The sequence below is a fragment of the Pseudomonas sp. WS 5411 genome, from assembly GCF_012985595.1.
Taxonomy (GTDB): domain Bacteria; phylum Pseudomonadota; class Gammaproteobacteria; order Pseudomonadales; family Pseudomonadaceae; genus Aquipseudomonas; species Aquipseudomonas shahriarae.
In genome coordinates this window covers 46,795-59,383 of record NZ_JAARMC010000031.1, presented here as the reverse complement: position 1 = coordinate 59,383, position 12,589 = coordinate 46,795, and the positions used below count along the sequence as shown (strand labels likewise).

The window sequence follows — 12,589 nt, the reverse complement described above, 5'->3', positions numbered from 1 at the left end:
CATCGGGGTTGATCCGGCGACTGATCAGGTGCAAGCCATCGGCATATTCATACCGGGTCACACGCCCCAGTTCATCGCGCTCGGCGGTGATTTTTCCGTAGGGGTTGTAGCTCAATTCGCGGGTGGCGCCGCCTGGCATTACCACCTTGATCAGCCGGCCCACCGCGTCCCAGTGATACTGGGTCAGCGCGCCATGTTCATCCTCGCGGGCAATCTGCCGGCCCAGGTCGTCATAGCGATAACGCCGTACGCCGCCATTGGGCAGTTGTTCCCCAATCAACTGGCCAAGATCGTTCCACGTCAGGCGCTGACAGCTGTGGTCCGGGTACCAAACCGCTAAAAGCTGGCCACGCTTGTCATAGCTGTACTCGGTGACATTGCCGGCTGGATCAGTCTGGCGCGTGATCGCGCCCTGATCATTACGCTGGTACTTCCAGACCGCCTCACCCCGGCGCATGACCCGTACGAAGCCATCCTCATACTCGTAGGTCGTGGGCTCGTCATCCCCGGGAAACAGCGCCACCAAGCGCCCAGCCTCGTCGTACTGATAGGCCGTGATCGCGCCGAGGGGATCCTGTTCAACCGTCAGCCGCCCCTGTGCGTCGTAGGACCTGAAATGCTCGCCGCCATCCGGATCAACCCGCTGCACCAGGCGTGCCCGCGGGTCATGCACGTAAACTTCCTGACTGCCATCGGCGTTAAGCAGGGTGACGCGGCCGTCGTCCCAGCTATAGCGCGTATCCATCTGCGCAAAACTGGCCCAATGCCGCACACAGCGCGCCGCCTTGCCAGACCGTTCCCACTCCCAGAAAAAACTCGCCCCACCGGCCAACTGCCGCTCAGTAATTACCGCAAGGCTGTCATATTGATAGCGCTCGCTTTCGCCGACGGCATTGATCGCCTCAAGCAGTCGCCACTGTTCGTCATAGCGGTAGGAAACAACGTTCTGCTCAGTAACCCAGGCGTCATCCGATTCGCTTTCCACGCGAAACACCTGGTAGTCCAGCGCCACGATATGCCCGCGGTCATAACGCAACAGCAAGGCGCGACCGGCACCGTTATCCAGGCGCAGAATCCGCCCCAAGCCATCGCGGGAAATACCCAGGCGGTTGTCATACCCATCGCTGATCGCCGTCAGCACACCGTCGTGAAAGTGGTAGAAGCGTGCCCCCTGCGCCAGCACCAGTTCATCCGGCGCAGCCCCCAGATAAATCGCCGCTTCAGCCAGGCTATTGCTGATCGCCGGGCGGGCAACGGAGGGCAGGGGAAAGGTGGTGCTGCGGTTCTCATGGTCCGTCCACACCACCGACCCGCCGACCACCTCCAGCCGCTGCGCCAAGGAATGGCTCCAGCCAAAGCCCAGCCCGCAATCCACCTCCACGGCACTGGTGCGATACAGGCGTGTCCAGGCAAATGGCAGCACGCCATCCAGTTCGCCATCGGTCAGGGTCAGCAGTTCTTCGCCGGTGACCATGGACACCGGGCAACCGTGGGTCGCGGTTTTGTCGGCGCTGGCGGTTGCCTCACCGTTGGGGTTTTTCGCGGAGGAGGGTGCGTCGTCCAACGCCTCTGCCTGCTTGAGCGTGGTATTGCGCCGCGCGCCCCAGTGCATCTGCAGGCCACCCTTTTTCAAGCCGCCAACCACGCCGCGCACAGCCACCGTCTTGTAGCGATCCACCGCCCCCATAAAACGCTTGAGGATGTCGAACACGCCTTTGACGAAACCCACTGCAACGTCAACCACCTGCTTGCCATACTTCGCCAGACGCAGCCCCAGGTACGCGATCCCGGCACCTTGCAGGGCAATGGTCAGCACCAGCGCAATCAGCAAATCAATGAGCAGCGACACGGCAAACCCGGCAATCACCTCGGCGGTTTTCCCTGCCACCTGGCTGGGCGGCAACGCCGACAACCAGATCATCGCCGTGCGCAACATCAGGTACAGCGCCGCTTCGTCGCTGGCCAGCAACATCGCCTGTTCCATCACCTGCGGCGCTTCGCGCGCCAGGGCTGCCAGCTCGGCGGCCTGGGCGCCAAGGCGTTCGATGTGCTTGGCCGGGTCCTTGAGGATGTCCTGCATCAGTGACAGGCTGTCCCACACCTCGGAAATGGCTGACCAGGTACCGGCCAATATCCCACTGCCAATGGCACTTGACGCCGACACCTGCCAGTGCGGTTTGAACCCCCTCCATTCCTTGCGCAGCCAGGCTTGTAGCTCGGCGGTCAAACTGTCGTAGGACGCAAACAGCGCCTCCACCTGCGCCGCCGAAACCCCGCCCTGTACGCGCACCTGATAGCGCCCACCGGCCGCGCAGTGATGGGCGCCCTTGCCCTGTTCATCCAGTTGGATAAACGTGGAACTGCCGTCCTCCAGGCCAATCACCTGCACCTGGAGATTGCCCAGCGGCACGTCATACACCGACTCGAATTTGCTTTCGATCTTCAGCTCGCCGCCTGCCGGGCACACGGCAACACTGGAAGCAAAGTCGGTGTCGGTCAGGCTTACCGACACCTGGGAATCACCGACCCGCAGCACCCGCTCCATGCCCAGCAGCGACGGCAAATCCGTGGCGTGGCTGACCTTGTCCAGGGCCTGCGCGTACCAGCTTGTTACCTGCTGGCGATACAGCGCCAGGCTCTGGTGAAAGCCATCCAGCTCGTATTCGATCAGGTCGATGCGCGATGAATCAGGGGCAGGGGCTGGCATCCATGACGTCTCTGCAAAAGAAAGGCGTCGGAGAATGCCGCAGGAAAAGGGCGCTTGGAGGTGTGGTCTGTTAAATCAGAATGGGCTTACGGACAGGGGGAGTTTTTCAGTTGGAATCGGCGCTTATGCCCACATCAACTAGCGATCAGTCTTAAAGAAAGACACAGGGTTTACGGCTATGGAGCGGCGCGTAATCGCTTGTATAAGGTATTGCGGCTGACCCCCAACTCCCTCGCCAAGTGGGAGATATTGCCGCCGACCGCTGCCAGTCGTTGCTGAAGGTTTTGCCTATCGTCCAGATCGTCCATGACCACCGGCGCGCTGGGTGCGGCTTGCCTCAGGTCGACAAAAAAATCATCCGGCAGGTGCTCCGGGCGAATCGGTTGATCTTCGGCCATGACCAGCGCCACCTGCATTACGCTGCTGACCTGGCGCAGGTTGCCCGGCCAGGGGTGTTGCTCGAATAACGCCAGCACTTCAGCACTGAGCCCGGCCCATTGCGTGGGTTCGCGGTGCTGTTGCCACAGTTGCTTGAACAGCGCCTGCTTGTCACTGCGCTCGCGCAGGGGCGGCAGTTCCAGGGTCAGGCCGCCGATGCGGTAGTACAAATCCTCCCGAAACCGTCCGATCAGCACCTGTTCGCGCAGCGAACGGTTGGTCGCCGAGATAATCCGCAGGTCCACCGGGAACAATTCGCTGCTGCCCACCGGCTGTACGCAGCGCTCCTGCAATACCCGCAGCAGCCGGGCCTGGGTGGGTAAGGGCATGTCACCGATTTCATCGAGAAACAGCGTGCCTTTGTCCGCCTTGCGGATCAGGCCAATGCTGCCTTTTTGATTGGCGCCGGTGAACGCGCCTTTTTCATAGCCAAACAGCTCCGATTCCACCAGCTCCGCCGGAATTGCCGCACAGTTGACCGCGATAAACGCCTGCTGGCTGCGGGAACTGGCCTGGTGCAGGGCTTTGACGAAAACTTCCTTGCCGACACCGGTTTCACCGTGGATCAGCAGCGGAATGTCTTTTTCCAGTAGGCGTTCGGCCTGGCGCACAGCCTTTTCCACGCGGCTGTCGCCAAAGTGCAGGGTCTTGAGGCCGATGGGCGCGGGGGCTGGTTCACTAAAGACCCTGGCCTGCACCGGCGCCTGTTTGGGGCGTTTGAGCAGGCACTGGAAACGGTTGCGCCCCGCAGCCTGCAGGGCAAAGGGCAGGCCTTCGGGCTGGTTGAGCAACTCCAGCAGCGAGACCTTGAACAGGCTGTCGATCATCACCCGCGACAGGCTGATGCCCAGCAAGTTGTCGGCGCGGCGATTGGCTGACAGCACCTGGCCACTTTCATCGAAGATCAGCAGGCCGGCCCATTGGCTGTCGAGGTTGTTCAGGCCGGTGTTGAAGGTCAGTTGGAAGTGTTCGCCACCGAACAGGTTAAGGATCAGCCGGTTTTCCACGGTCTGGCTCATCATCTTGACCATGCCCAGGGTGTGGGAGGGCGGCAGGTAGCTGTCGCTGGACACATCCAGTACCGCAATGATCTCGCGGTTGGCATCAAAGATCGGCGCGGCTGAACCGGTCATAAAACGGTTGGCCTTGAGGAAGTGTTCGTCATGTTCGATATGCACCGCCTGGGCGCAGGCCAGCGCGGTGCCGATGGCGTTGGTGCCGGTGGCGCGCTCCATCCAACTGGCTCCGGCGTTGAAGCCACGGGCCAGCTTGGGGTCGATAAAGCGTTGGGTGCCCCACGAGGTCAGGACCTGGCCCTGATTGTCGGCCAGCATGATCAGGCAGTTGGAATTGCTGAGGATGTTCTCGTAATAAGGCAGTACTTCCTGGTGGGTGGTCTGGACCAGCGCGTGCTGGCTCTCCAGCAGTTGGCTGATGCCCTCGGCGGGCAGTTGGTCGAAGCTGGGTGCGCTCTGGTGATCCAGGCCGAACGCACGGCAGCGGCGCCAGGAGTCCTGGATGATGGTGTCGTGGGGCAAAAGCGGGGCTGGTGCGGCCATGGCGGTGACCTTCTTTTTATTGTTGTTATGAACCCTATGCAATTCCAATGTGCGAGCGGGCTTGCTCAGTGTTGTTCAGAACTGTTCATTGTCAACCTGGAGGTTGTTCAATTGTTCAGTTGTGAATGTTCATTTCTGTTCAGCACTGAGCAGTGGTTTTGCTCAAGTCTTTGGCAAATCGACGGTTTTTATTATTGGCACGAAACTCGCTCTGCCCCTGGAAGAACAATTCCAATAAGAAAAAGGGCGTGTCATGTCATTGACCCTGGAACATGTGACCCGTGTCGTCGAAGGCCAGACCTGGATCGACGACGCCAACCTGCGCTTTGAAGCCGGTTCTTTCAATGTGTTGCTGGGCCGTACGCTGTCCGGCAAGACCAGCCTGATGCGCCTGATGGCCGGCCTGGACAAGCCTGACAGCGGACGCATCCTGATGAACGGCGTCGACGTCACCCATAAGCCGGTGCGCTTGCGCAATGTGTCGATGGTGTACCAGCAGTTCATCAACTACCCGACCATGACCGTGTTCGAGAACATCGCCTCGCCGCTGCGCCAGGCCGGGGCCTCCAACGAACTGATCCACAGCAAAGTGCTGGAAACCGCGAAGATGCTGCGCATCGAGAAGTTCCTGCAACGTCACCCTCTGGAGCTGTCCGGTGGCCAGCAGCAACGCACGGCGATGGCCCGGGCGCTGGTCAAGGATGCCGAGCTGATTCTGTTCGACGAACCCTTGGTCAATCTGGACTACAAACTGCGCGAAGAGCTGCGTCAGGAAATGCGCGAGCTGTTCAAGGCCCGCAACACCATTGCCATCTATGCCACCACCGAGCCCAACGAGGCACTGGCGCTGGGCGGCACCACCACCATTCTCCACGAAGGCCGGGTGATCCAGAGCGGCAAGGCCGCCGAGGTCTATCACCAACCGCAGACCGTGCTGGCGGCCGAACTGTTTTCCGAACCGCCGATCAACCTGATGCCGGGGCGCATCAGCGGCAATGAAGTGAGTTTCGCCAGTGACGTGCACTTTCCGTTGAATGTCGACCTGCGCCCCATCGGCGAGGGCGAATTCCGCTTTGGTGTGCGCCCCAGCCATATCAGCCTGGTGCCCAGCAACGACGATGACCTGGAACTGGCAGTAACCGTGGAAGTGGCGGAGATCAGCGGCTCGGAAACCTTCCTGCACGTGCGCAGCGAGCATTTTTTGCTGGTTTTACACCTGCCGGGAGTACACGAGTACGACGTGGATGCGCCGATCCGCATCTATATTCCGACCCATAAACTGTTTGTGTTCGATGGTCAGGGCCGTTTGGTCCAGGCTCCCGGGCGCCGTGTCGCGAGGGTTGCCTGATGGCCGAGATCCATTTGCAGAACCTGGCACATAGCTACAGCCCTACACCCGCCGGGCCTGAAGACTACGCCATTCGCGAAATGAACCACATCTGGGAGCAGGGCGGTGCCTACGCGTTGCTCGGGCCGTCTGGCTGTGGCAAGTCAACCTTGCTCAACATCATCTCCGGCCTGCTCAGCCCTTCGGAAGGCCAGGTGCTGTTCGACAACAAGGTGGTGAATGAGCTGACCCCGGAAAAGCGCAATATCGCCCAGGTTTTCCAGTTTCCGGTGGTCTACGACACCATGACCGTGTTCGATAACCTGGCATTCCCCCTGCGCAACCAGGGCATGGCCGAGGCCAAAGTGCACAGCAAGGTGCAGGAAATTGCCGAAGTGCTCGACCTGCAGAACCTGCTGGGAAAAAAGGCCCGCAACCTGAGTGCCGATGAAAAGCAAAAGGTCTCGATGGGCCGTGGGCTGGTGCGCGATGACGTCTCGGCGATCCTGTTCGACGAGCCGCTGACGGTAATCGACCCGCACCTGAAGTGGAAACTGCGGCGCAAGCTCAAGCAGATCCATGAGCAGTTCAATATCACCATGGTTTACGTCACCCACGATCAGTTGGAGGCCTCGACCTTTGCCGACAAGATCGCGGTGATGTACGGCGGGCAGATTGTGCAGTTCGGCACGCCGCGGGAATTGTTTGAGCGTCCCAGCCATACCTTTGTCGGCTATTTCATCGGCAGCCCAGGGATGAATCTGATTGAAGTGCGGGCCGAAGCTGGTGGGGTGCGATTTGCCGGGACACATCTGGCGTTGTCCGAGGTGCAGCAGCGGCAGATCGCGGAAAAGGACTACAAAAAACTTCAGGTCGGCATTCGTCCCGAGTTTATCCATGTGTGGGACGAGCCCAATCCTGATGCGTTGCAGGCCGACGTCATGCATATCGAAGACCTGGGCACCTACAAGATCCTGACCCTCAACCTCGACGGCGCGCCGTTGAAAGTACGCCTGGCCGAAGACAAACCGGTACCCGAGGGCCGGGCGTCGATCAGCTTCCCGGCGCAATGGTTGATGGTCTATGCCGATGATTACCTGCTGGAGGCACGGCCATGAACAAGGTGCAGAACAACAAGGCCTGGTGGCTGGTATTGCCGGTGTTCCTGCTGGTGGCGTTCAGCGCGGTGATCCCGATGATGACCGTGGTCAACTACTCGGTGCAGGACATTTTCGACCAGTCCAGCCGCTATTTCGTCGGTGCCGACTGGTACAAGCAAGTGCTGCTGGACCCGCGCCTGCATGACTCGCTGCTGCGCCAGTTCATCTATTCCGCGTGTGTGCTGTTGATCGAGATCCCGCTGGGCATTGCCATTGCCCTGACCATGCCCACCAAAGGCCGCTGGTCGTCCCTGGTGCTGATTGTGATGGCCATCCCGCTGCTGATCCCGTGGAACGTGGTCGGTACCATCTGGCAGATCTTCGGCCGTGCCGATATCGGCCTGCTGGGTTCGAGCCTGAATGCCATGGGCATCAACTACAACTATGCCGCCAACACCATGGACGCCTGGGTCACGGTGCTGGTCATGGATGTGTGGCACTGGACCTCTCTGGTGGCGCTGCTGTGCTACTCCGGGCTGCGGGCCATACCGGATGTGTACTACCAGGCGGCGCGGATTGATCGGGCATCAGCCTGGGCAGTATTCCGACATATCCAGTTGCCCAAGATGAAGAGCGTGCTGCTGATCGCCGTGATGCTGCGCTTCATGGACAGTTTCATGATCTACACCGAGCCGTTTGTCCTGACGGGAGGCGGGCCGGGGAATGCGACGACCTTCCTCAGTCAGACCTTGACCCAGATGGCTATCGGCCAATTCGACCTGGGGCCGGCGGCAGCGTTTTCCCTGGTGTATTTCCTGATCATCCTGTTGGTGTCCTGGCTGTTCTACACCGCCATGACCCACTCCGACGCCAACCGCTGAGGCCGCCAACATGAGCAAGCGCAAGGTCATCCCGCTGCTGATCTACATTCTGTTCCTGCTGGTGCCGATCTACTGGCTGCTGAACATGTCCTTCAAGAGCAACACCGAAATCCTCGGCGGCCTGACGCTGTTTCCGCAGGATTTCACCCTGGCCAACTACAAGGTGATCTTTACCGACCCCAGTTGGTACACCGGGTATCTGAACTCGCTGTACTACGTGAGCCTGAACACCGTGATTTCCCTGACGGTGGCGCTGCCGGCGGCCTACGCGTTTTCGCGCTATCGCTTCCTCGGCGACAAGCACCTGTTCTTCTGGTTGCTGACCAACCGCATGGCGCCGCCGGCGGTGTTCCTGTTGCCGTTTTTCCAGTTGTATTCGTCCATCGGCCTGTTCGACACCCATATCGCTGTGGCTCTGGCCCACTGCCTGTTCAACGTGCCGCTGGCGGTGTGGATCCTGGAAGGCTTTATGTCGGGGGTGCCCAAGGAGATCGACGAAACGGCCTATATCGACGGCTATAGTTTTCCGAAGTTTTTCGTGAAGATCTTTATCCCGCTGATTGGCTCGGGGATCGGTGTCACGGCGTTTTTCTGCTTTATGTTTTCCTGGGTCGAACTGCTGCTGGCGCGCACGCTGACGTCCGTGAATGCCAAACCGATTGCCGCCGTGATGACCCGCACCGTGTCAGCGTCCGGGATTGATTGGGGCGTACTGGCGGCCGCCGGGGTGCTGACCATCCTGCCGGGCATGCTGGTGATCTGGTTTGTTCGCAACCATGTGGCCAAGGGCTTTGCCCTTGGCCGGGTCTGAGGAAACGATGATGGAATGGATGGCCTGGACCACCCCGACTGCACTGTTCTTTGCGGCGATTGCCCTGTTGCTGGCGGGCATGACCACGTGGGAGCTGCGTTCGCCGAGCATTCCCCGGCGCGGGTTGTTACCGATCAGCACCACCCGTGGTGATCGTTTGTTTATCGGTCTTCTCGGGAGCGCCTACCTGCATCTGCTGGTGATTGGCGTAACCGGCTGGAGCATCTGGGTGGCGTCCGCGCTGTCTGTGGTGTGGCTGTTGTCTGTGATGCGTTGGGGATAGCCACAGGCATCCCTTTTGATCCCAACCAGGAGGTCTCTATGTTCGATAAAAACAATAAGCTGCGACATAGCATTTCATTGGCCGCTGTCTTGGCCCTCAGTGGCCTGAGTGCTGCGGCCTGGGCTGATGCCTATGAGGATGCCGCGAAAAAATGGATTGGCAGCGAGTTCAAACCGTCCACTCTCACCGAAGCCCAGCAACTTGAAGAGTTGAAGTGGTTTATCAAGGCCGCCGAGCCGTTTCGTGGGATGAAGATCAATGTGGTGTCGGAAACCCTTACCACCCACGAGTACGAATCCAAGGTGCTGGCCAAGGCCTTCAGTGAAATCACCGGGATCAAGCTGACCCACGATCTGCTGCAGGAAGGCGATGTGGTGGAAAAACTGCAGACCCAGATGCAGTCGGACAAGAATATCTATGACGGCTGGGTCAACGATTCCGACCTGATCGGTACGCACTTTCGCTATGGCAAGACCGAATCCATCACCGACCTTATGGCCAATGAAGGCAAGGACTTCACCTCGCCGACCCTGGACCTCAAGGACTTTATCGGCATCTCCTTTACCACTGCGCCGGATGGCAAGATCTACCAGTTGCCCGACCAGCAATTTGCCAACTTGTACTGGTTCCGCGCCGACTGGTTCGAGCGGGCTGATCTCAAGGCCAAGTTCAAGGAAAAGTACGGCTATGAGTTGGGCGTCCCGGTGAACTGGTCGGCCTATGAAGATATCGCCAAGTTCTTCAGCGAAGACGTCAAGGAAATCGACGGCAAACGCGTGTATGGCCATATGGACTACGGCAAGAAGGATCCGTCCCTGGGCTGGCGTTTTACCGATGCCTGGTTCTCCATGGCCGGGGGCGGCGACAAGGGCCTGCCCAACGGCTTGCCGGTGGACGAGTGGGGCATTCGGGTCGAGGACTGCCACCCGGTGGGTTCCAGCGTGACCCGTGGCGGCGATACCAACGGCCCGGCCGCGGTGTTTGCCACGCAGAAATATGTCGACTGGATGCGCGCCTATGCGCCACCGGAAGCGGCGGGCATGACCTTCTCCGAGTCCGGGCCGGTACCGTCCCAGGGCAACATCGCGCAGCAGATTTTCTGGTACACCGCCTTTACTGCCGATATGACCAAGCCGGGCTTGCCGGTGATGAACGCCGATGGCACGCCGAAGTGGCGCATGGCACCGTCACCACGCGGTCCATATTGGGAGGAGGGTATGAAGCTGGGGTATCAGGACGTGGGCTCCTGGACCTTCCTCAAATCCACGCCTGAGAAGCAAAAACTGGCGGCCTGGCTGTATGCGCAGTTCGTCACCTCGAAAACCGTGTCCTTGAAGAAAACCATCGTCGGCCTGACGCCAATCCGCGAATCGGACATCAACTCCCAGGCCATGACTGACCTGGCACCGAAACTCGGCGGCCTGGTGGAGTTCTATCGCAGCCCGGCGCGGGTGCAATGGACGCCGACCGGCACCAACGTGCCGGATTATCCGCGCCTGGCGCAGCTGTGGTGGAGCCATATCTCGGAAGCCGCCAGCGGCGAGAAAACCCCACAACAGGCGCTGGATGGCCTGGCCAAAGATCAGGACGCCATCATGACGCGCCTGGAGCGCTCCAAGGTGCAGCCGATCTGCGGGCCGAAGATGAACCCCGAGCGCGATGCCCAGTACTGGTTCGACCAGCCGGGTGCACCGAAGCCGAAACTGGCGAACGAAAAGCCCAAGGGTGAAACCGTGAACTATGCCGACTTGCTCAAGTCGTGGGAGGCGGCGCGTAAGTGAGGTAGGGCAGATAGCACAACGGCACCGTGAGGTGCCGTTTTTTGTGGTGTCGCTGCTACCGCCATCGCGGGCAAGCCCGCTCCCACATTGATCCGGTTTCATCATGAGAGCACGGTCATGTGTGGGAGCGGGCTTGCCCGCGATGGCGACAGCGGTGGCACCGCATATCTCCCCCCAGAAACGCAAAACGGCACCCAAGGGTGCCGTTCTGTTTACTGCTTGAGCCTAAGCGATCAACCCGCCATCACCGCATGCTGCACCAGGGTGAGCAACGGTTGTGGGTAGACACCCAGGAAGAACGCCAGCAGGGCAATAGCCAGCAGCATCACGCCACCGGCTTTTTGCTCCCAGTGCAGCTCGGCGTCCACACGGCGCAGGTTTGGCTCGATCAGGTACAGGGTGACCATCACGCGCAGGTAGTAGAACACGCCGATGGCGCTGCCCAGTACCAGGGAGGCTACCAGCCACCATTCGTGGGCTTCAACACCGGTCGCGACGATGTAGAACTTGCCGATAAAGCCGGCGGTCAGCGGGATACCGGCCAGGGACAGCATCATCACGGTCAGCACGGCGGTCAGGTACGGACGGCGCCAGAACAGGCCGCGGTATTCGTACAGGGCGTCGGCGTCACGGCCTTTGTAAGGCGAGGACATCAGGGTGATGACGCCGAACGCACCGAGGCTGGTGATCACGTAGGTGACCAGGTACACGCCGATGGCTTCCACGGCCAGACCCTTGCTCGCCACCAGGGCGATCAGCAGGTAGCCGAAGTGGGCGATGGACGAGTAACCCAGCAGACGCTTGAGGTTGTTCTGGGTCAGGGCCAGCAGGTTACCGAACAGGATCGACGCAATGGCGATCACGGTCAGCACGTCGCTGAGTACGCCGGTGTTGGCGGCAGGGGAGATCTGGAACAGACGCACCATCACCGCAAACACTGCAACCTTCGACGCAGTAGCCAGGAACGCGGCTACCGGCGCCGGGGCGCCTTCGTACACGTCCGGGGTCCACAGGTGGAACGGTACCAGCGACAGCTTGAACGCCAGGCCGATCAGCATCATGGCTAGGCCCAGTTGGGCAAGCGGCGCAGGCATGCTGGTGGTGGCCAGTGCGTGGCCGATACCGCTGAAGCTCAGGCTACCGGCTTCGGCGTAGAGCAGGGCCATACCGAACAACAGGAACGCGGAACCGGCGGCCGACAGCACCATGTACTTGATGCCGGCTTCCAGGGAGCGCTTGTTGAAGAAGGCGTAGGCCACCAGGCCGTAGGTCGGGATCGACAGCAGTTCCAGGCCGATGAACAAACCGGCCAGGTGCTGCGCGCTGACCAGTACGATACCGCCGGCCGCAGCCAGCAGGATCAGCAGGTACAGCTCTTCGCGGTTGCCCGGGTAGCCGGTGCCGCCTTCGCCGAGGTAAGCGTGGGCGAGGGTGACGCAGGCCAGTGTCGCAACCAGGATCAACGCGGTATACAGCAGCGCGAAGTCATCGATCATCACCAGCGGGGTCACCGCCAGTGGGGCGACCTTGAGTGCCGGGATAATCGACAGCAAGGCCAGGTTCAGACCTGCGGTAGACAGCAGGAACGTCTGTGAGTGATTGCGGCGCCAGGCGATTGCCAGCATCACCACCACAATGGTGAGGCTGGTAATCAGCAGCGGCGCAAGCGCGATAAAGTGTTGGATCGTGAATTCCATAGCGC

General features: G+C 60.4%; 9 protein-coding genes. 6 read left to right on the top strand and 3 right to left on the bottom strand.

Annotated elements, in window-relative coordinates; translation table 11 throughout:
* The coding region (locus HBR93_RS25225) for a DUF6531 domain-containing protein (RefSeq protein ID WP_169961323.1) at positions 1–2,707 on the bottom strand (2,707 nt) is incomplete at its 3' end.
* A gap of 176 nt (positions 2,708–2,883) precedes the next feature.
* Complete coding sequence (locus tag HBR93_RS25220; RefSeq protein ID WP_169961322.1) at positions 2,884–4,704, bottom strand: sigma-54-dependent Fis family transcriptional regulator; 1,821 nt, start codon at positions 4,702–4,704, stop codon at positions 2,884–2,886.
* 253 nt (positions 4,705–4,957) lie between these two features.
* Here HBR93_RS25220 and HBR93_RS25215 point away from each other — a divergent pair, with 253 nt between their 5' ends.
* From HBR93_RS25215 to HBR93_RS25190, 6 genes are read left to right on the top strand one after another with little or no spacing between them, the layout of a single operon-like run.
* Entirely contained in the window at positions 4,958–6,052 is a 1,095-nt protein-coding gene (locus HBR93_RS25215) for an ABC transporter ATP-binding protein (protein ID WP_057445261.1), read from the top strand.
* On the top strand, positions 6,052–7,149 hold the full coding sequence (locus tag HBR93_RS25210; RefSeq protein WP_120733473.1) for an ABC transporter ATP-binding protein: 1,098 nt from the start codon (positions 6,052–6,054) through the stop codon (positions 7,147–7,149). Before HBR93_RS25215 ends, HBR93_RS25210 begins: the two co-directional genes overlap by 1 nt.
* Positions 7,146–8,012, top strand: a complete 867-nt coding sequence (locus tag HBR93_RS25205; protein WP_057441394.1) for a sugar ABC transporter permease — start codon at positions 7,146–7,148, stop codon at positions 8,010–8,012. Before HBR93_RS25210 ends, HBR93_RS25205 begins: the two co-directional genes overlap by 4 nt.
* 10 nt (positions 8,013–8,022) lie before the next feature.
* On the top strand, positions 8,023–8,823 hold the full coding sequence (locus tag HBR93_RS25200) for a carbohydrate ABC transporter permease (RefSeq protein WP_017735079.1): 801 nt from the start codon (positions 8,023–8,025) through the stop codon (positions 8,821–8,823).
* Between the two features lie 10 nt (positions 8,824–8,833).
* Entirely contained in the window at positions 8,834–9,106 is a 273-nt protein-coding gene (locus HBR93_RS25195) for a DUF2160 domain-containing protein (RefSeq protein WP_029293327.1), read from the top strand.
* A gap of 38 nt (positions 9,107–9,144) precedes the next feature.
* The gene (locus tag HBR93_RS25190; RefSeq protein WP_029293329.1) at positions 9,145–10,887 is read left to right on the top strand and encodes an ABC transporter substrate-binding protein; all 1,743 of its coding nucleotides are present in this window, start codon (positions 9,145–9,147) and stop codon (positions 10,885–10,887) included.
* Positions 10,888–11,120: 233 nt separating this feature from the next.
* Here the strand turns inward: HBR93_RS25190 and nuoN are convergent, their stop codons facing one another.
* Entirely contained in the window at positions 11,121–12,584 is a 1,464-nt protein-coding gene (gene nuoN, locus HBR93_RS25185; protein ID WP_057441395.1) for an NADH-quinone oxidoreductase subunit NuoN, read from the bottom strand.
* Positions 12,585–12,589: the final 5 nt, after the last annotated feature.

Bases quoted from the DNA above. Each gene is read 5' to 3' on its own strand.
- HBR93_RS25220 (WP_169961322.1), bottom strand. From the start codon at position 4,704: ATGGCCGCACCAGCCCCGCTTTTGCCCCACGACACCATCATCCAGGAC.
- HBR93_RS25215 (WP_057445261.1), top strand. From the start codon at position 4,958: ATGTCATTGACCCTGGAACATGTGACCCGTGTCGTCGAAGGCCAGACC.
- HBR93_RS25210 (WP_120733473.1), top strand. From the start codon at position 6,052: ATGGCCGAGATCCATTTGCAGAACCTGGCACATAGCTACAGCCCTACA.
- HBR93_RS25205 (WP_057441394.1), top strand. From the start codon at position 7,146: ATGAACAAGGTGCAGAACAACAAGGCCTGGTGGCTGGTATTGCCGGTG.
- HBR93_RS25200 (WP_017735079.1), top strand. From the start codon at position 8,023: ATGAGCAAGCGCAAGGTCATCCCGCTGCTGATCTACATTCTGTTCCTG.
- HBR93_RS25195 (WP_029293327.1), top strand. From the start codon at position 8,834: ATGGAATGGATGGCCTGGACCACCCCGACTGCACTGTTCTTTGCGGCG.
- HBR93_RS25190 (WP_029293329.1), top strand. From the start codon at position 9,145: ATGTTCGATAAAAACAATAAGCTGCGACATAGCATTTCATTGGCCGCT.
- nuoN (WP_057441395.1), bottom strand. From the start codon at position 12,584: ATGGAATTCACGATCCAACACTTTATCGCGCTTGCGCCGCTGCTGATT.